General features: G+C 71.6%; 15 protein-coding genes. 7 read left to right on the forward strand and 8 right to left on the reverse strand.

The genetic code is table 11. The features are described from left to right. Positions 1-55: 55 nt before the first annotated feature. The 5 genes from ACFY3D_RS13170 to ACFY3D_RS13190 all read left to right on the forward strand — a co-directional run bounded on the left by ACFY3D_RS13170 (position 56) and on the right by ACFY3D_RS13190 (position 7977). Positions 56-2467, forward strand: coding sequence for a protein kinase (locus ACFY3D_RS13170; protein ID WP_389978718.1), 2412 nt, complete (start codon positions 56-58; stop codon positions 2465-2467). Further along, the gene (locus tag ACFY3D_RS13175) at positions 2467-4416 is read left to right on the forward strand and encodes a serine/threonine-protein kinase (protein ID WP_362899366.1); all 1950 of its coding nucleotides are present in this window, start codon (positions 2467-2469) and stop codon (positions 4414-4416) included. Before ACFY3D_RS13170 ends, ACFY3D_RS13175 begins: the two co-directional genes overlap by 1 nt. A gap of 99 nt (positions 4417-4515) precedes the next feature. Then, a complete protein-coding gene (locus tag ACFY3D_RS13180) occupies positions 4516-5898 on the forward strand; it encodes a serine/threonine-protein kinase (RefSeq protein ID WP_389978722.1) in 1383 nt (460 codons plus the stop codon). Positions 5899-6225: 327 nt separating this feature from the next. Beyond that, positions 6226-7005, forward strand: coding sequence for an electron transfer flavoprotein subunit beta/FixA family protein (locus tag ACFY3D_RS13185; protein WP_389978725.1), 780 nt, complete (start codon positions 6226-6228; stop codon positions 7003-7005). Positions 7006-7023: 18 nt separating this feature from the next. Continuing rightward, positions 7024-7977, forward strand: a complete 954-nt coding sequence (locus ACFY3D_RS13190; RefSeq protein WP_389978728.1) for an electron transfer flavoprotein subunit alpha/FixB family protein — start codon at positions 7024-7026, stop codon at positions 7975-7977. 206 nt (positions 7978-8183) lie between these two features. Here ACFY3D_RS13190 and ACFY3D_RS13195 read toward each other — a convergent pair whose 3' ends face one another. Then, complete coding sequence (locus ACFY3D_RS13195; RefSeq protein WP_389978731.1) at positions 8184-9386, reverse strand: MFS transporter; 1203 nt, start codon at positions 9384-9386, stop codon at positions 8184-8186. Positions 9387-9565: 179 nt separating this feature from the next. Continuing rightward, positions 9566-10072 (reverse strand): TetR/AcrR family transcriptional regulator, encoded by a 507-nt coding sequence (locus tag ACFY3D_RS13200; protein WP_350947583.1) that lies wholly within the window; start codon positions 10070-10072, stop codon positions 9566-9568. A 111-nt stretch (positions 10073-10183) separates the two neighbouring features. Between ACFY3D_RS13200 and ACFY3D_RS13205 the strand changes: the two genes are divergently transcribed. Together ACFY3D_RS13205 and mnmA are read left to right on the forward strand one after the other, a co-directional pair. Beyond that, positions 10184-11347: a cysteine desulfurase family protein gene (locus tag ACFY3D_RS13205; protein WP_362899377.1), complete on the forward strand. Its 1164-nt coding sequence runs from the start codon at positions 10184-10186 to the stop codon at positions 11345-11347. Between the two features lie 168 nt (positions 11348-11515). Next, the gene (gene mnmA / locus ACFY3D_RS13210) at positions 11516-12586 is read left to right on the forward strand and encodes a tRNA 2-thiouridine(34) synthase MnmA (protein WP_350947585.1); all 1071 of its coding nucleotides are present in this window, start codon (positions 11516-11518) and stop codon (positions 12584-12586) included. 218 nt (positions 12587-12804) lie between these two features. On the opposite strand, the gene ACFY3D_RS13215 is transcribed toward mnmA, so the two are convergent. From ACFY3D_RS13215 to eccB, 6 genes are all read right to left on the reverse strand, one after another. Continuing rightward, positions 12805-13446, reverse strand: a complete 642-nt coding sequence (locus ACFY3D_RS13215; RefSeq protein ID WP_389978735.1) for an MBL fold metallo-hydrolase — start codon at positions 13444-13446, stop codon at positions 12805-12807. A gap of 99 nt (positions 13447-13545) precedes the next feature. Continuing rightward, complete coding sequence (locus ACFY3D_RS13220; protein ID WP_389978738.1) at positions 13546-14949, reverse strand: WXG100 family type VII secretion target; 1404 nt, start codon at positions 14947-14949, stop codon at positions 13546-13548. Between the two features lie 4 nt (positions 14950-14953). Further along, positions 14954-15325 carry a hypothetical protein gene (locus ACFY3D_RS13225; protein WP_362899385.1) on the reverse strand — a complete coding sequence of 124 codons (372 nt, stop codon included), beginning with the start codon at positions 15323-15325 and terminating at the stop codon, positions 14954-14956. Positions 15326-15430: 105 nt separating this feature from the next. Further along, complete coding sequence (locus ACFY3D_RS13230; protein WP_350947589.1) at positions 15431-15736, reverse strand: WXG100 family type VII secretion target; 306 nt, start codon at positions 15734-15736, stop codon at positions 15431-15433. A gap of 22 nt (positions 15737-15758) precedes the next feature. Next, entirely contained in the window at positions 15759-16073 is a 315-nt protein-coding gene (locus tag ACFY3D_RS13235; RefSeq protein ID WP_350947590.1) for a WXG100 family type VII secretion target, read from the reverse strand. 108 nt (positions 16074-16181) lie between these two features. Next, positions 16182-17609, reverse strand: a complete 1428-nt coding sequence (eccB, locus tag ACFY3D_RS13240) for a type VII secretion protein EccB (protein WP_389978743.1) — start codon at positions 17607-17609, stop codon at positions 16182-16184. Positions 17610-17622: the final 13 nt, after the last annotated feature.

Raw genomic sequence — 17622 nt, forward strand, 5'->3', positions numbered from 1 at the left:
TGGCCCGATGGTTCATCTCGTGGGCGGGATCTAAGCCGATATGGTGCTTCATGCCATGAATCAGGACGACCGATTGGGTCCTTACCGGCTGCTGAGGCGGCTGGGCGAGGGCGGTATGGGCGTGGTCCACCTAGCCGTCGACCCGCAGGGCCGGCAGGTGGCGGTGAAGGTCCTCCGTGCGGAGGTGGCGGGCGACGACGTCGCGCGTCGCCGTCTTTCGCGCGAGGTCGAGACGATGCGGCGGGTGCGCAGCGAATACATCGCGGAGGTCCTCGACGCCGATGTGACCGGCCATCGCCCGTACATCGTGACGCGATACGTCGCGGGCAGTCCGCTGGACGAGGTGATCAAGCAGGACGGCCCCATGGAGCTGCCCGCGCTGCTGCGGGTCGCGCACGGGGTGGCGTCGGCGCTGGCCGCCGTCCACTCGGTCGGGGTGATCCACCGCGACCTGAAGCCCGGCAACATTCTCATCCTGGACGGCGAGCCGGTTCTCATCGACTTCGGCATCGCGCAGGCGGTCGACGCCACCCGGCTCACCCAGACCGGCATGTTCATCGGCACCCCCGGCTATCTCGCCCCCGAGATCATCGAGGGGCACGAGGCCGGGCCGGAGGTCGACGTGCACGCCTGGGCGGGGACCCTGGTCTTCGCCGCCACCGGCCAGCCGCCCTTCGGCAAGGGCACGCTGGAGATGATCTTCTACAACATCACCGCGGGCAAGGCGAACGTCGACGCCGTCCCGCAGGCGCTCCAGCCGGTCCTGCGGGCCGCCCTCCAGCGCGACCCGGCGAGGCGGCCGTCGGCCGCCGAGCTGGCGGAGCGGGTGGGACGCCTGCTGCCCGTCTCCGGCAGGCCCCGGGTGCCCGACGAGATCACCACGGTCGCGGAGTTCGACGACCCCGCCCCCGGCTCCCGTACGCCCGGCACGTCCGGCGCCCCGGGCACCTCCGGCCGTCCCGGAGCCTTCGGCGTCCCCGGCACGTCGGGCGTCCCCGGTGCGTACGGCGTCCCCGGCGTCCCCGGCGTCCCCGGTGTCCCCGGCGTCCCCGGCGCGCGGTCCGGCCAGGGTGGCCTGCCGGGTCAGGGTGATCACGGCCGTCAGGCGGCCCGGCAGGGGCAGGGGTCCACGGGATCCGGGTCCCCGGTCCCGCACGTTCCCGGCCGTCAGGGCGCCGCCGTCGAGCCCGGCGACGTGCCGACCCCGGTGGCGTCACGTCCCGCGGTCCCGCAGCCCACCTCCTGGCCTCCCACCCCCGTGGCCCAGCCCCACGAGTACGTCTCGATGCTCGGCGCCGAGCAGCCCGACCCGTGGCCCACCCGCCGGGTGACGTCCGAGGAGCTGCGCCAGGCCGCGGCGGCCCAGCAGGCCGCGCACGACCTGCCCACCGGCATGCTCGCCCCCGAGGACGTCCCCACCCGCACCCCGGGCGTCGTCCCCGGAGCGGTGCCCGGCCCGTCCACTCCCGCCGTCCACGACCAGGGTGCCACCGCGCCGGTCTCCGACGGAGACATCCCCACCCAGCGGGTCCGCCCCCAGGATCTGCAGGAATACATCCGCCAGTACACCAACCAGCCGGGACAGCAGGGACAGCCGGGTCAGCAGGCGCAGCCGGGTCAGCACGGTCAGCAGAGCCGGTCGCCGCTGCCGGGCGGTCGGCCCGCGCCGCCCTACCCGCAGCGGCAGGCACCGCCCGACCAGCAGCAGACCCCGCAGGTCCGCACCCCCACGCCGCCGCCCTACCCCTATCCGCACCCCCAGTCGCAGCATCAGCAGCAGGCCCACCAGTACGCACAGCACCACCAGCAGCCCCAGCAGCCCGTGCCGCCGGCGCTCCACCCCGGCCAGCGTCCGGGGCACGCGTTGCAGCGCTCCAAGGCGTACGGGGTGGCGGGCGTGCTGATGCTGGTCATCATGACGGTCGCGGCGGTCATCGCCCCGGTGATCGTCGCCGCGCTGGTGATCCCGGTGGCGATCCTGCTGCGCGCCGCCGACATCGCCCAGCCCGCGCTCAACGCCAGAAGGGGCGCGGGCGAGGCCGCGGCCGACGTCCTGCGGGTGCTCGGCCAGCCGGCCGCGCTCCTGAAGTCGATCGGCATCACCGTCGCCCTGGTGCCGTACGCGCTCATCCTCGGCCTGCCGGTGACGCTCCTGCTCGCCGTGCTGGTCAGGGACATGCCGGAGACCAACGCGCTGAGCTGGGGCGTGGCCGTCGCGCTCTGGACCGTCTGCGCCGGACCCGGTGTCGAAGGCCCCAGCCGCCAGATGAGACGTACGCTGGCATCACTGCTGCCGTCGCGCGGCGCGGCCATCGTCGCCGCCGCGGGACTGGCCGCGGTGGCGGCGCTGATGGTCTTCCTGGCGATCGGCACCGTGGGAGACGCGGCACGACGAGCGGTGTGGACACCGGTCGACGTCGGAACGGTGGTGCAAGAACTGGTAGACCTACGAAAGAAGGCGGCGTGATGACCGGCGACACGCGGGCGCCCGAGCGGCTGGGTCCGTACCGCCTGCTCAGAAAGATCGGCGAGGGCGGCATGGGCGTCGTCCACCTCGGGCTCGACGAGGACGGGCGCGAGGTGGCCGTCAAGGTCCTGCACCCGCACGTGGCCGCCGACCTCAAGGCCCGCGACCGGCTCACCCGCGAGGTGGAGACCATGCGGCGGGTGCGCAGCCCGCACGTCGCCGAGGTGCTCGACGCCGAGCTGACGGCGAGGCAGCCCTACATCGTGACCAGGTTCGCCCCCGGCCGCACGCTGGAGGAGACCGTCCTGGAGGACGGCCCGCTCCCCGCGGACCAGCTCATCCGGCTGGCGCAGGGCATGTGCGCGGCGCTGGTGGCCATCCACGCCGCCGACGTCATCCACCGCGACTTCAAGCCGTCCAACGTGATGATCGTCAACGGTGACCCGCTCGTCATCGACTTCGGTATCGCGCACCTGGTCAACGCGACCCGGCTCACCCAGACCGGCATGTTCGTCGGCACCCCCGGCTATCTCGCCCCGGAGATCATCCGCGACTCCGAGATCACCCAGGCGGCCGACGTGCACGCGCTGGCCTCGACGGTATTCTTCGGCGCGACCGGCAAGCCGCCGTTCGGCACGGGCAGCTTCGAGGTCGTCTGCTTCAACATCATGGAGGGCAGGGCCAACGTCGACCTGGCCCCCGCGTGGCTGCGGGGCTGGCTCAGGCGGGCCCTCGCCGTCGACCCCACCGCGAGGCCGTCCGCGCCGGAGCTGCACAGGATGGCCCGCGCCCTCGACCCGAGGGTGACGGCCTTCCACGAGACGCCGCCCACCGCCGTCCTCGACGGCGGCACGAAGGTGCTCAACACCGACGGCACCAGGGTCCTGGACGGTGCCCCGCCGCCGCCCCCGCCCCCGCAGGGCACCCGGGTGCTGCCGCAGGACGACGGTTACGCCGACCTGCTCCCGCCGGTCGAGTACGCCAAGCCGGAGCGGCGCGAGCGCAGGCCCAGACAGGAGCAGGGCCAGGGATCCGCTGCGACGGCACCGCCCCCTTACGTCCCGGCTTCCAAACCGCCGCCCTACGTCCCCGCGCCGCCCTCGGCGCAGGCGAGGGCCGCCGCACCGCCGCCCTTCCCCGACCAGCGGGTGGCCGGATATCCGGCGCCGCCGCCCACCGGTCAGGCTCGGCCCTACCCGCCGCCGGTCCAGGCGCGGCGTGAGGCGCCGACCCAGGACCGGCCCGCGCCCCGCACCCCTCCGCAGGAGCGCTACCGCGCGGGCCATCCGCTCGCCGCGGCGCTGCTGCTCACGATCCTGGTGGCGCTCGCCTGCATGCTGCCCGTGGTGGTGAGCGTGTTCGCGCTGGCCGCCGCGCTCTGCCTGCGGGTGGGCGAGCACCTCTTCGGCGAGCTGGCAGAGCGCCGCTCCATCCGGGGTAGCAGCCCGAGTGACCCGCTGCTCGCGGTGCTCGGCACCCCGTGGGCGTTGATCAGGTCCGCGTTCGGGACGCTCACCAGCGCGGTGCTGTCCGCGATGTTCGGCATGTGCGTGTGGGGCTTCCTCGTCTACGCCGGAGACATGAACAAGAACTTCGCGGCCGCCTACGCCGCGGGCGCCTTCGTGGCGGGGTTGTTCGTCCTGCCCGGTGGCGGCAAGCCGCGCAAGGCCGTCGCCCGCGCGCTGAGCGGGGTCATCCGCAGCCCCGGCGCGGGCATGGTGACCACGATCGTGCTGGGCACGCTGGCGTTCTTCGCGGTCATGACGGCGTGGAGCGTGGTCCCCTCCTTCTCGCCGTGGCAGCCCCCCACCGAGGTGGTCAAAGACCTCACGGCCCAGTGGCGGCAGACGGCGAACGAGGGCACGATGGGTGTGCTCGACCTCGTCGGGGGTCTTTTCGACGACCTGATGACCAGCCTCGGTCTCGGCTTCCTCACCTTCTGGAGATAACGGCACGTCGGGGCCGTCGGCGGGTTTTTCCGGCCGGTGAACCGGTGCGCGATCGTCTTCTCTGCTGCACGATGGAGGTGACCGGCCGGAAGGAGTCGCATGGTCGCGACCGACGGTGAACGTCTTGGCCCCTACCGCCTGTTGTCGCGACTGGGCGCCGGAGGTTTCGGCGAGGTCCATTTGGCGCTGGATCCCAGGGGACGCACGGTGGCGGTCAAGATCCTGCACCCCCACGTCGCGGCGGACGAGACGGCCCTGACCAGGCTGGCCCGCGAGGTGGAGACCATGCGGCTGGTCCAGGGGCCTCGGGTCGCCGAGGTCCTGGACGCCTCCCTGGAGGGGCCCCGCCCCTATCTGGTCACCCGTTATGTGCAGGGGCGCCCGCTCAGCGCGGTGGTCGCCGCCGACGGTCCCGTCGCCGGCGACGATCTCGTACGCCTGGCGCGCGGCCTGGCCGAGGCCCTCGCCACCGTGCACGCCGCGGGGGTGGTGCACCGCGACCTCAAGCCCGCCAACGTGATCCTGACCGACGGCGAACCGGTCGTGATCGACTTCGGCATCGCCTCCGCGCTCGACTCGCCCTCGGTCACCGCCTCGGGGGCCGTGCTCGGCACCCCCGGCTACCTGGCGCCCGAGGTGCTGGAGGGCGCCGAGGCCGGCCCCGAGGCCGACGTCTTCGCCCTCGGGGCGACGCTGGCGTACGCGGCCACCGGGCGGCACCCCTACGGCACGGGGCCGGCGTCGGCGGTCGGCTACCGGGTCGTCCACCACCCTCCCGACCTCGACGGCGTTCCCGGATGGCTGGAGCCGACGCTCGGCAGGTGCCTGCTGCGCGTTCCCGCCGACCGGCCGTCCGCGGACACGATCCTGGAGTGGCTGGACGGTACGCCGGTCGTCCGACCGGCCGGACCCCGCCATGAGGTCGCGGACGCGGGGAAGAGTGCCCGGGCCAAGGGCGTGCGGCGGCGGAGGGTCGGGTTCCGTGACCCTTCGCCGTTCGTGGAGGCGGACCTTTCTGACGCCGGGGCCCGGCACCGGGACGTCTCGGTGCCGGAGAGCAGACGACCGGCCGACACCGGGATGCAGGATCTCAGCACCCGGGAGTGGCGGCCGGGGGAGCCGCGCCGGGCGGCGGGCAGGCCCTCGCCGGAGGAGGCCTTCGCGCGCCGCAGGGTCGTCCTGCACCGTCGCTGGGTCGTCGGCACCGGTCTGTTCGTCTCCCTGCTGGCCGCGACCGCGAGGGAACCGCTGCCGGAGGTGGCGCTGCTGCTGCTCACCGGGTACGGCTCGGTGATGCTCGTCGACGCGGGCATCGCGCTGTTCGCCCGCCGCGACCGTGGGCGCATGATCCTCGACCTGGCGGCGGGGGCCGGGGCCGTCGCGCTGGGAGCGGTTTTGAGCACGTTCTTCAGTACGCTCACCCTGGCGCTGGTGCTGGGCACCGTCGTCTTCGTCCTGGTCGGGATCCTGGTGGCGAGCTGAGCGGGCGAGGGCCGTCCCGCTGTGTGGAACCCGCCCGCTAGCACCGGAACATAGCTCGGTATGGTAGGGGCGTGTTCCTCGGGGAAGGTTACGGCTGCCCGATGTGAGCCGTGCAACCTGGTGGTTTGCACCTAAGCTACTCGTGGGTAACATAATTGAGGGGGGCCGGGGCGGGCACGTACCGACCGGGCAACCCACTGCCACGCCGCCCGAGAGCATTTGGCAGTCTTGGCAGCGCGTGCACGTACCCCGCGTGCACGTACCGCATTCGGCGTCAACCGCAGCGACGCGGTGGCGTACGCGAACACGGGAGGTCGGCCACCGGCCATGAACATCGTCGTCTGCGTGAAGCAGGTCCCCGACACGGCGACCGAGCGCAAGCTGAGGTCCGAAGACAATACGCTCGACCGCGACGCCGCCGACGGCGTCATCAACGAGCTGTGCGAATACGCGGTCGAGGAGGCACTGCGCCTGAAGGAGGCCCACGGCGGTGAGGTGACCGTCCTCACCATGGGCCCCGCCAAGGCGAGCGACACCATCCGCAAGGCTCTGGCCATGGGCGCCGACAAGGCCGTCCACCTGGTGGACGACGCGCTGCACGGCTCGGACGCCCTGGGCACCTCATACGCCCTGGCACAGACCCTCAAGAAGATCGGTTTCGATCTGGTCGTGCTCGGCTCGGAGTCGACGGACGCCCGCACAGGCGTCCTCGCCGCGATGCTGGCCGAGCGCCTCGGCGTGCCGCAGCTCACCTTCGCCAACCAGGTGCAGGTCGACAAGGGCGCCATCTCCATCCAGCGCGTCACCGACTACGGCTATGACAAGGTCGAGGCCTCGCTGCCCGCCGTCGTCTCCGTCGTGGAGAAGATCAACGAGCCGCGCTACCCGTCCTTCAAGGGCATCATGGCCGCGAAGAAGAAGCCGGTCGAGAAGCTCGGCGTCGCCGACGCCGAGATCGACGCCTCCCAGGTGGGCCTGGCCAACTCGTGGAGCGAGGTCGCCGAGTTCGCGGTCGCCCCGCCCCGCGCGGCGGGCACGGTCGTCAAGGACGAGGGCGACGGTGGCGTGAAGGCCGCCGACTTCCTCGCGTCGAAGAAGTTCGTCTGAGAACGGGGGTTAAGTGAAATGTCCGAGATTCTCGTTCTGGTCGAGCACGTCGAGGGCCAGGTCAAGAAGGTCACCCTTGAGCTGCTGACGCTCGCCAGGAAGCTGGGCACCCCGGCGGCGGTCTGGACGGGCGCGGGATACTCTCCCGAGGCCCAGGCCAGGCTGGCCGAGTACGGCGCGGAGAAGATCTACGTGGCCGACTCCGCCGAGGTGAGCGACTACGTCGTGGCCCCCAAGGCGGAGCTGCTCGCACACCTGGTGGGCGAGAAGTCGCCGGTCGCGGTGCTCGTCGCCGCGACGGCCGAGGCGAAGGAGATCGCCGGCCGTCTCGCCATCAAGATCGACTCTGGTGTGCTCACCGACGTCGTCGGCATCGAGGACGGCCTGGTCGCCGACCAGTCCATCTTCGGCGGCGGCATCAACGTCCGCTCGCGGGTGACCAAGGGCATCCCGATCGTCGCGGTGCGCCCCAACGCCACTCCCGTCGAGGCCGCCGCGGGCGCGGGCGCCGAGGAGCACGTCGCCTTCACCGTGTCCGACGCCGCCAAGGGCGCCAGGATCGTGGAGCGGGTCAAGGAGGAGAAGGGCGCTCGCCCGGAGCTCACCGAGGCCGCGATCGTGGTCTCCGGTGGCCGGGGTGTCGGCTCCGCGGAGAAGTTCTCCATCATCGAGGAGCTGGCCGACTCGCTCGGCGCGGCCGTCGGCGCCTCCCGCGCCGCCACCGACGCCGGCTGGTACCCGCACCAGTTCCAGGTCGGCCAGACCGGCAAGACCGTCTCGCCGCAGCTGTACATCGCGGCGGGCATCTCCGGGGCGATCCAGCACCGGGCCGGCATGCAGACCGCGAAGACGATCGTCGCGATCAACAAGGACCCCGAGGCGCCGATCTTCGAGCTCGCCGACTACGGCGTCGTGGGCGACCTGCACCAGATCGTCCCGCAGCTGACCGAGGAGGTCACCAAGCGCAAGTGACCCGCTCGGGTCACTCGCGTACGACAGGCAGGAAGACGGGAGGGGCACCGCACGTCGCGTGCGGGCCCCTCCCGTCCTTCTTTCCGGTTCTCCCGGAGGGCTCCCGGACCGGTACGGCACGCGAGACCCGTGACCCGCGAAGCCCCGGACCCATGGCGCGTGGTTCGCCCGCCCGGCCCCGTTTTCAGGTGCAGGCCGGGACGAGGTCAGGCCGCCATGGACAGCTCGCGCCTGGGACTCTCCAGCGGGACGGTGACCGCGCGGGAGCGGGGCAGGAACCACGCCGCGGCGGCGATCAGGACGCCGAGCACCACGGCGATGCCGAGGCCCACCCTGAGCGTGACCAGGTCGGAGAGGAAACCGATGATCACGGGGCCGAGCAGCAGCCCCGCGTAGCCCATCGCACCGGTCTGGGCGATGGCGGGTCCGGGATCGCCGGTCGCGCCGCCCGCCAGGGACATCGCCATCGGCGAGACCGTCGCCACGGCCACGCCCACGAACAGCATCGCCGACAGGGCGATCGGCGCCGTGGGGGCCGTGATGACCACGGCGAAGGTCGCGGCGGTGGCCAGACCCGAGGCGACCGTCATGCCGCGGGCCCCGAAGCGGATCCGGACCCGGTCGCCGGCGAGACGTCCGGCGAGCATGCCCGCCTCGAAGATCGGATAGCCCAGGGCGGCGAGCGCCTCCGGCGCCCCCAGCACGTTGCGCAGGTACAGGCCGTTCCAGTCGGCGATCGTGCCCTCCACCATGAACGCGCAGAAGGCGATCACGCCGAGGAGGTAGACCACCGGAGGCATCCGGCGCCTCGTCGTGCTCCGGCTCCCGGCCGAACGGCCCGAGGGCGCCGGAGGGTCGGGCAGGTAGGAGCGGCCGAGGAAGACCGTCACGGGGAGCGCGAGCAGCGCGACCAGGGCGAGGTGGACCGTGATCGAGAGCCCGGCCACGATCGCCACGGTGCCCAGCAGGCCCGCCGAGATCGCCCCCACGCACCAGCCGGCGTGCATGCCGTTCATCAGCGGGCGGTCGTAGGCGCGCTCGACCGCCGATCCCTGCGCGTTCATCGCGACGTCCACCGCGCCGAACGCCATGCCGAACAGGCCGCTCGCGACCAGGACGAGGGGGAACGAGGGCGCCACCGCGAGCAGCGCCAGGGTGATCGCGGTCAGGGGGGCCGCGACCCGCAGGATGCTCCGGCTGCCGAAGCGTGCCATCACCCCGCGCATCGACTGCATGGTGATGAGCGCTCCCAGCCCCCACACGAGGAGGGTGACGCCCACCGACGCCTCGGACAGGCCGAGTTTGTCGGAGAGCGCCGGAATGCGCACGGTCATCGATCCGCACAGCAGCCCGGCGAGCACGAATGTGAGAACCGCCCCGGTTCGGGCCGCCCTCAGGTCGCGGGTCATGACGTAATCCCTTCAATAAATGTTTTGACAAACCGGGGAGCGGGCATGCCGAAGACGGTCGCTTTCGCACGCGAAAGCGACCACCAGTTTTTAGGGGCCCACCTGCTCGGTGAATGATCGGAATAGACGCCCACCGATCGGCGCGTCAGGGCGCCAGGATGATCAGGTGGGCAGGGTGTTCAGGCGGGCAGCAGGGCGAGAAGGCGTTGTTTCAGCCCCTCGAAGTGCTCGGCGTCGTAGAGATCGGGGTCGTGGCTCGCCACGTCCCACAGTCCCTCGCAGGCCAGGCGCACGATCTGCGCGGCCCCCGGGTCGGGCTCGCGGTCGAGCCCCTCGCGGTGCCATCGGGCCATCGCCACCCGCAGCGGCGCCAGAAGATAGAGGTTGCCGGAGGCTCCCGTCACCACGGCCCAGCGCCGCAGCCTGCCGCTCTGCACGGCGGCGAACGTGGCCGCCAGATAGTTCTTGGTGTAGGTGTCGTGTCCCTGAGCCGCGATGAGCTCGTCGAACTCCTCGATCAGCCGCTCGACCATGCCCTTGATCAGGGCTTCCTTCGTGCCGAAGTGATAGAGCAGACCGCCCTTGCTGCATCCGGCGCGCTCGGCGACGGTCGCCAGGGTGAGCGCCTGAGAGCCCTGGTCGCAGAGCAGATCCTCTGCCGCGTCCAACAGCTCTTCCCGTCTCATGGCGGTTACTGTACCGTCTGGACGGTTTAGTGGTCAACTCGGGGATCAGGTCCCGGGCGGGCGCGGATACCCTTGGAAGGTTGACAGCGAGTGGGGGAGGGGAATGCGGCCGTGAAGCCCGCCTATCTCGATCATGCGGCGACCACGCCGATGCTTCCCGAGGCGATCGAGGCGATGACAGCCCAGTTCGGCCGGGTCGGCAACGCGTCGTCCCTGCACGCCGCCGGTCGCCGCACCCGCCAGGTCGTCGAGGAGTCGAGGGAGACCATCGCCGCCGCGCTCGGCGCCAGGCCCAGCGAGGTCGTCTTCACGGCGGGCGGCACCGAGGCCGACAACCTCGCGGTGAAGGGCCTGTACTGGGCCCGTCGCGCCGGGGGCGCCGACAGGATCCTGATCAGCGCGGTGGAGCACCACGCCGCCCTGGATCCCGCGCACTGGCTGAGCGACCACCAGGGCGCGACCGTCGAGCTGCTCGACGTCGACGAGGTCGGCCGGGTGCACCCGCAGACCCTCCGCGACGCCATCGAGCGTGACCCGGCGAGCGTCGCCCTGGTCAGCGTGATGTGGGCCAACAACGAGGTCGGCACCATCCAGCCGGTCCACGAGCTCGCCGCGATCGCCCGGGAGCACGGCATCCCCTTCCACACCGACGCGGTCCAGGCCGTCGGCCAGCTTCCCCTGGACTTCGCCGACTCGGGGGTCGACGCGCTGACGATCTCCGGGCACAAGGTCGGCGGCCCGATGGGCGTCGGCGCCCTGCTGCTCGCCAGGGGCGTCGACCCGATGCCGGTGCTGCACGGCGGCGGCCAGGAGCGCGACATCCGCTCCGGCACGCTCGACGCCCCCTCCGTCGCCGGTTTCGCCACGGCGGTACGGGCCGCGGTGGCCAGGCAGGCCGAGACCTCCGCCCGGCTGACCGGGCTCCGCGACGACCTCATCCACCGGGTCCGCCAGGCGGTACCCGGCGTGATCCTCAACGGCGACCCCGTGAGCCGCCTCCCCGGCAACGCCCACTTCTCCTTCCCCGGCTGCGAGGGCGACGCCCTGCTCATGCTGCTGGACGCCAAGGGAGTGGAGTGCTCGACCGGTTCGGCCTGCTCGGCCGGGGTGGCCCAGCCCTCCCACGTGCTGCTCGCGATGGGCGCCGACGGGGTGCGGGCTCGCGGCTCGCTGCGCTTCTCCCTGGGGCACACCTCGACCGAGGAGGACGTGGACCGGCTCGTCGAGGTCATCGGCCTCGTCGTCGAGCGCGCCCGTCGCGCGGGCATGAGCTGATCCTCGTCGTACAGGTGTCCGTCGTACCGGGCGCGTGCCGAATCTCGGGCGGGGCGGTCCGTGTTTCCAGGGCTCCCGGTCTCTCGGCCGGGCGCGAGCCGGTTCATGGCCCAGGGGCCTCCTGATCCGACGGGGGTGGGCGCCCGACGCGGGTAGGCTCAAGGGGTTATGAGTCTTCGTGTGCTTGCCGCCATGTCCGGTGGCGTCGACTCCGCAGTGGCGGCCGCCCGCATCGCCGAGGCGGGCCATGACGTCACCGGTGTCCACCTCGCCCTCTCCGCCAACCCCCAGTCCTATCGGACCGGCGCCCGCGGGTGCTGTACGGTCGAGGACTCGCGAGACGCCCGCAGGGCCGCCGACGTGATCGGCATCCCCTTCTACATCTGGGACATGGCCGAGCGGTTCCACCGGGACGTGGTCGAAGACTTCGTCAGCGAGTACGCCGCCGGACGCACGCCCAACCCGTGCCTGCGCTGCAACGAGAAGATCAAGTTCGAGGCGGTGCTCGACCGGGCTCTCGCGCTGGGCTTCGACGCGGTGGCCACCGGGCACCACGCGCGGATCACGGACGGTGTCCTGAGCCGCAGCCCCGACCAGGGCAAGGACCAGTCGTACGTCCTGGGCGTGCTCACCAGGGAGCAGCTCTCTCACGCGATCTTCCCACTGGGTGACTCCACCAAGGCCCAGGTCCGTGAGGAGGCCGCGCGACGTGGTCTCATGGTGGCCGACAAGCCCGACAGTCACGACATCTGTTTCATCGCCGACGGCGACACCCGAGGCTTCCTCGCCGACCGCCTCGGCGCGGAGCACGGCCCGATCGTCGACGAGTCCGGCGAGGTCGTGGGTGGCCACGAGGGTGCCTACGGCTTCACGATCGGCCAGCGCAAGGGCCTGCGCATCGACCGCCCGGCCCCCGACGGCCGCCCGCGCTACGTGCTCTCCATCGAGCCGGTCTCCAACACCGTCACCGTCGGACCGCGCTCGTCCCTCCAGGTCACGACCATCGTCGCGGAGCGGCCGGTCTGGAACGGCCCGGTGGACGAGCCGCGCGAGCCACTGGCCTGCACGGTCCAGCTCCGCGCCCACGGCGAGGTGTACGGCTGCCGTGCCCAGCTCTCCGGCGGGGAGGTCCACATCACGCTGGACGACCCGGCCACCGGGGTCGCGGCGGGGCAGGCGGCCGTGCTCTATCTCGGCGACACCGTGATCGGCTCGGCCACCATCGCCTCGGCCTCCTGAGCGCGTTCCCCTGAGCGTGCTCTCCACGCCCGTACTCCGAGCACGTTCCCTGAGGGTGCGTTCTTCGGTCCGCGTGCCGGGCCGTCGCGCGGGCGTGTCCTCGGCGGTCACGTCCCCGCGAGCCCGGCGTGCGGAACCGGCGCGGGTTCACCTACCGGCCGGCCGCTTCATGTCCCCCGCGGGTCCGGCGGGAGAGCGGCTCGGTGGCCGAGAGGTTCCTACGGCAGGGTGACCGACTCGCCGGGCTTGAGGCGGCGCATGTCGGCCTTCTGTTTGTCCGACTCCATCTCCAGCCACATGTCGACCAGCCGGAGCCCGATGTCGTTGATCAGGCCGTCGTGGGTGGAGAAGGCGCGGGCCGGACGGACCTGGCGGAGATACTCGACCATCTCCGTCGCCTTCATCCACGGCGCGTTGGTCGGTACCAGGAGCGTGGGCACCTCGACACCCGGAGGGGTGAACGCGTCACCCGGGTAGAAGACCTCCTCGTCCACCAGGAAACCGACGTTGCGCACGATCGGCAGGTCCGGGTGGTTGGGGGCGTGCCACTCACCGACGGCCTTCACCCCGAAGCCGGCGGTGTCGAAGGCGTCGCCGTGCCGTACCACCTGGATCTTCGCGGGAACGTCGGTGAGCGTGGCGGCCACGCTCTCGTTGGTCCAGATCTCCAGGGCCGGGTTGGCCTCGGCGGCCCGGCGCAACCGGTCGGCGTCCACGTGGTCGAAGTGCTCGTGGGTGATGAGTACGGCCTGTGCCGCGTCGAGCGCGGACTCCTCACTGAAGGAGCCCGGGTCGATCACGAGGACGGAGTCGTCCTTCTCCAGGCGGACACACGCGTGTCTGAATTTCGTGAGTCTCATCCCCTCACTCTATGAGGAGCCGAGATCACGGCCCCTCGGGGAGGGAGGGCGGAACGCGCGGGGGGCTGCCGGGAAGGCGGCGCCCCCCGCGCGGTCCGATCAGTTGATCACGGGCGGCGCGGTACCGCGGTCACCACCCCACACGTCCTCGTCCTCGGTGAGCCAGGTGGAGCGTTCGCGGTCCTGGTCTCCCTGGCCCGCCGCGCCGCTCATGGGCATGAACGGCATGCCGCCCATGCCCATGCCGCCACGGCCGTCGACCCTCGGGCCACCGACCCCACCGACGCCGCCGAAACCACCGCCGGTCCCGGTGGTGCCGCCGTTGCCGACCCAGGAACTCGGCCCCGCGGGACCGTTCTGGCCGAACACGGTGGGACCCGCGCCTCCTCCACCGCCCCCGGTGTAGGGGGGCAGGCCGGTTCCGGGGCCGAGCCCGGTACCGGGACCGGCTCCCGTGCCGGGACCGAGCCCGGTTCCGGGGCCGGGCACGGTGGGCTCGAAACCGGCCAGCTTGGTGTTGCGCGGATCGTTCGGATCCAGGCCCGCGCGTGGGTCGTTCGGGTTCAAAACCGTCGGGTCGGTGTATCCGGGCGGAAGGTTGCCGTTGCCCGGCAGGCCCGTGCCGGGAACACCCGGACCGGGAAGACCCGTACCCGGATTACCCGTGCCGGGACCGCCGGGACCGCCGGGATAGGCCGGGACGGAGGGGTGGGAGACGCCGGGATAGTCGCTCCCGCTCGGATAGCCGCTCCCAGAGCCCCCCGGATAACCGCCCGAGAAACCGGGCAGCCCTCCGACGCCACCCCCGCCGTAGCCGCCGGGTATGCCACCGCCCCCGGGGTAACCCCCGCCTCCCGGGTAGCCTCCCAGGCCGCCGGGGTAGTTCTGGTTGGTGAGCGCGGGGTCGACCGCGCCGCTCAACTGGGGCAGGTCCTTCTCCACGGTCGCGGGAATGCGGTCGTAGAGGTTGACCAGCTCCTGGTTGAGGGCCATCAGGTCCTCGCGGGCGAAGTCGTTCGTCGACTTGTTGGTGAAGAGATACGTGTCACCGACCTTCCCGACGGCGATGTCGTCTCCCGGAAGGAAGTCGACCCCGTCGAGGAAGCCCATCGAGGGCCTGCTGTTGGCGTACTCGATGTACTTGGGAAGGACCTCCCTGCCGTAGTGGGTCAGTGGTGGCCCGAGCTGGCCGCAGCGGGTGGACAGCTCGTTGACCGTCTTGTGGACCAGCTGGAGCGCGTTCTGCGCCTCGATCGAGGCGTCACCGCTCCAGACCTGGGCGAGTTCTCCGGCGATCTGCCGGATGAGGGTGTGGCTGGCGCGCAGTGTGGACGCGGCGGAACTGTAGGCGTGGCCCGCGTCCTCGATGGCCCGCGGGTTGGTGCTCTGCAGCATCATTTTGATCTCTTCGGCGCTGTAGCCGCTGTAGTGGCCACGGCTGCCGATCCCAGGGGGGCCCTCACCGTCGAACTTGATGTGGTGAAGCGCGTGGTCGTTGCCCATCGCCTCAGCCCGCCTTGTTCGTGGTGCTGGCCTGCTCGGCGTCCTGGTAGTTGTAGGCGGCGACGCGCAGCAACTCGATCGCGGCCCGGTATTTGACGATGGTGTCCTGGTATACCGTGCCGACCTTCATGTGGGCCTTGCCCGCGGTCCTGGCGACGTCCTTGGCGGTGTCCCAGGTGCCGAAGTGGGCCTCGGTCAGGTTGGTCATGGCCCGCATGTCCTGCAGGGCGCCCTCGTTCGAGCCCTCAAGGCGCGCGACGTCCTCCTCAAGGGCCTTGAGAAGCTGCTTGATCCGGTCGCGCTTGATCTCGACGGCCGGACGGTCCTTGTCGAGGCCTGGCCAGGGGGGCGCGACTCTGTCTTCGGGAGGTAACATGCCTCTCTCCCCGTTACTGAAGGGGCCGCGGCGACGCCGTGACCCGGTTGGTTCTCCCCGGTGACATGGGCCGCGGCAGCGCCGTGACCCGCCCCGTTCGCGGGGTCAGCGTCCGTCGAACATCGTGACGTTGACCTTCTCGGTGTTCGCGAAGTTCTCCCTGCCGATCTCGATGACGCCACCGAGACGCTGGAGCAGCGCGGCCATCCGGCCGGACGCGGCGTCCCACTGCGCACGGGCGCCGTAGTAGGCCGTGCGGGCGTCGCCCTCCCAGTCGCCGAGCAACCGGTCGAGGTCCCCTTCCAGGTTCTGGAGGGTCCCTTCCAACATCTGCCACTGCCGCGCGAAGTCAGCGGCAGAGCGGTCCATCTGGCCGAAGTCGACAAGAGTGCGGTCAAAGTCGCTAGCCATGGTGATCCCCGTTTCTGAGCTGTCAGCTGTTGATGTCGGCCCCGAGCCGCTGCGAGACGGCGGTCTGGTTCTCCTGGGCCGTCTCGTAGTTCTTCTGGATGTTCTTGAGCTTGATCGACAGGCCCTCGAGCTCGCGCAGGATGTTGGTCATCTCGGTGCTCCAGGCGTTGAACACGCCGTCGAAGGAGACCGCGGACTGGCCGTCCCAGCCGGAGCGCAGCTCGCCCCGGTGGCCGTCGAGCTGGGTCTTGATCTGGTTGATCGTGCCCTTGGCGTCGTCGGTCTTCTGTGACGCCTCACCAAGCCGCGAATGATACGCGGTGGTCCTCTGAACCACGTGACACCTCCATGGTGTTCGACTGACATGGGTCTTTCGATCATTACAAAGTGGACAACCATCGCATCTCTCATCTGTAACGAACAGATGTACCGTTGATAACGGGGATCACGGTTGTCCCACGGGCACCGGGACTCCCGCCGCCGTCCGGCTGAGCGCGGGGCCCTGCGGGATCAGATGCACGATGTGCGCGGGCAGCGGCGCGACGTCCGCCGCCGTGTAGCCGAGGCTCGCCAGCGACTCCGTCGCGGTGATCGCGTGCCGTCGCCCCTGGTCGCTGACGAGGAAGACCGAGGTGACCGCGTCCAGCCTGTCGTTCCCCGGCAGCACGCCCACCAGCGACGCGGTGCCCGGCGGGAGCACGACCTGGTCCACCGAGTCCTGGTCGAAGCGGCCCGCCGGCGGTGCGGGAATGCGCATGGTGCTGCCGACGGTGAGCCGCGCCCGCGTCGATCCGCGCTCGGTCTCGGCGTAGACCGCGCACACCGGCGAGGCGGGATCGGGGGCGACGACCCGGGGCATGGTGGCGGGAAGCCCCGCGGGATCGAAGCGGGTGGCCGAGCGCCGCATCCCGTTCGCGGTCGCGGCGTCGATCTCCACGGCGCGCACCGGCGCCCTGCCGTACGCCCTCTTGCTCGCCGGGTCCTGGAGCAGGAGTTCGGCCTGGGCTGGGGTGAGCGCGGCCAGACCGTCGGGGAGCAGGACGTACCACTTGGCGGTGTCCCCCGACGTGGCCCGCACGGTATAGATCCGGCCCGCGGCGGAGCGCCCCCCGTCGGGGCCGCGCATCACCCTGCCGCGGGCCGCGAGCGCCGGGGCGCTGAAGTCGGGGCCGATGGGCAGCGCGTTGAGCCAGGCCGCGGGGACCTGCCGGGGCTGCTCCTCGGTCAGTGCCCGCAGGCTCTTCTGCGGCACCCGCATCCGCCGATCCGACCAGAGCAGCCAGGTCTGCGAACCCTCCTGCACGACCATCGCGGTGTCCTGCCCGAGCGGGGTGCCGCCGACCGAGAAGCCGCCGACGAGCGAGGTGTGCGGGATACGTGTCCCCGCGGTGTCCACGCCCTCGACCACGCAGGCCGACCAGGGGGCGCGGACGAGCCGCTCGCGGGGCGGCAGCGACTCGGGGGCGCCGGGGATGCCGACCAGGAGCCCGCGGGGGAAGCTCGCCAGTGATGCCGTGGTGACCGTGCGGACCTTCACCCCCTGCCCGCCGCCGAGCAGCAGCCTGGCCGAGGTCACGTTGGCGACCGGGATCATCTGCCCCCGCGTCGCGCTGTAGACGAAGGTCGCGCCCGACTCCTCCTCGACGATCACCGTCCCCGGCTCGGTGAGCGCGGTGGCGCCGCCGGGACGCAGCAGCCCGTAGACACCGAACGCCACCGCCACCAGCACCGCGACCAGGATGCCGCAGAACGTCGCGACGTTCTGCCTGCGCATCGGCGACTCCGGCACGTCGGGCTCGCCCTGGAGCAGGGCCATGCCCAGGCGCTGGGTCATCAGCTTGTGCGCCTGATAGAGATCACGACGGGTCTGCATCCCACCTCCGCCT

It is taken from the genome of Streptosporangium sp. NPDC000509, assembly GCF_042898365.1.
Lineage (GTDB): Bacteria > Actinomycetota > Actinomycetes > Streptosporangiales > Streptosporangiaceae > Streptosporangium.

Bases quoted from the DNA above. Each gene is read 5' to 3' on its own strand.
- ACFY3D_RS13200 (WP_350947583.1), bottom strand. From the start codon at position 10,072: ATGAGACGGGAAGAGCTGTTGGACGCGGCAGAGGATCTGCTCTGCGAC.
- ACFY3D_RS13230 (WP_350947589.1), bottom strand. From the start codon at position 15,736: ATGGCTAGCGACTTTGACCGCACTCTTGTCGACTTCGGCCAGATGGAC.
- ACFY3D_RS13170 (WP_389978718.1), top strand. From the start codon at position 56: ATGAATCAGGACGACCGATTGGGTCCTTACCGGCTGCTGAGGCGGCTG.
- eccB (WP_389978743.1), bottom strand. From the start codon at position 17,609: ATGCAGACCCGTCGTGATCTCTATCAGGCGCACAAGCTGATGACCCAG.
- ACFY3D_RS13195 (WP_389978731.1), bottom strand. From the start codon at position 9,386: ATGACCCGCGACCTGAGGGCGGCCCGAACCGGGGCGGTTCTCACATTC.
- ACFY3D_RS13180 (WP_389978722.1), top strand. From the start codon at position 4,516: ATGGTCGCGACCGACGGTGAACGTCTTGGCCCCTACCGCCTGTTGTCG.
- ACFY3D_RS13220 (WP_389978738.1), bottom strand. From the start codon at position 14,949: ATGGGCAACGACCACGCGCTTCACCACATCAAGTTCGACGGTGAGGGC.
- ACFY3D_RS13225 (WP_362899385.1), bottom strand. From the start codon at position 15,325: ATGTTACCTCCCGAAGACAGAGTCGCGCCCCCCTGGCCAGGCCTCGAC.
- ACFY3D_RS13215 (WP_389978735.1), bottom strand. From the start codon at position 13,446: ATGAGACTCACGAAATTCAGACACGCGTGTGTCCGCCTGGAGAAGGAC.
- ACFY3D_RS13175 (WP_362899366.1), top strand. From the start codon at position 2,467: ATGACCGGCGACACGCGGGCGCCCGAGCGGCTGGGTCCGTACCGCCTG.
- ACFY3D_RS13190 (WP_389978728.1), top strand. From the start codon at position 7,024: ATGTCCGAGATTCTCGTTCTGGTCGAGCACGTCGAGGGCCAGGTCAAG.
- mnmA (WP_350947585.1), top strand. From the start codon at position 11,516: ATGAGTCTTCGTGTGCTTGCCGCCATGTCCGGTGGCGTCGACTCCGCA.
- ACFY3D_RS13185 (WP_389978725.1), top strand. From the start codon at position 6,226: ATGAACATCGTCGTCTGCGTGAAGCAGGTCCCCGACACGGCGACCGAG.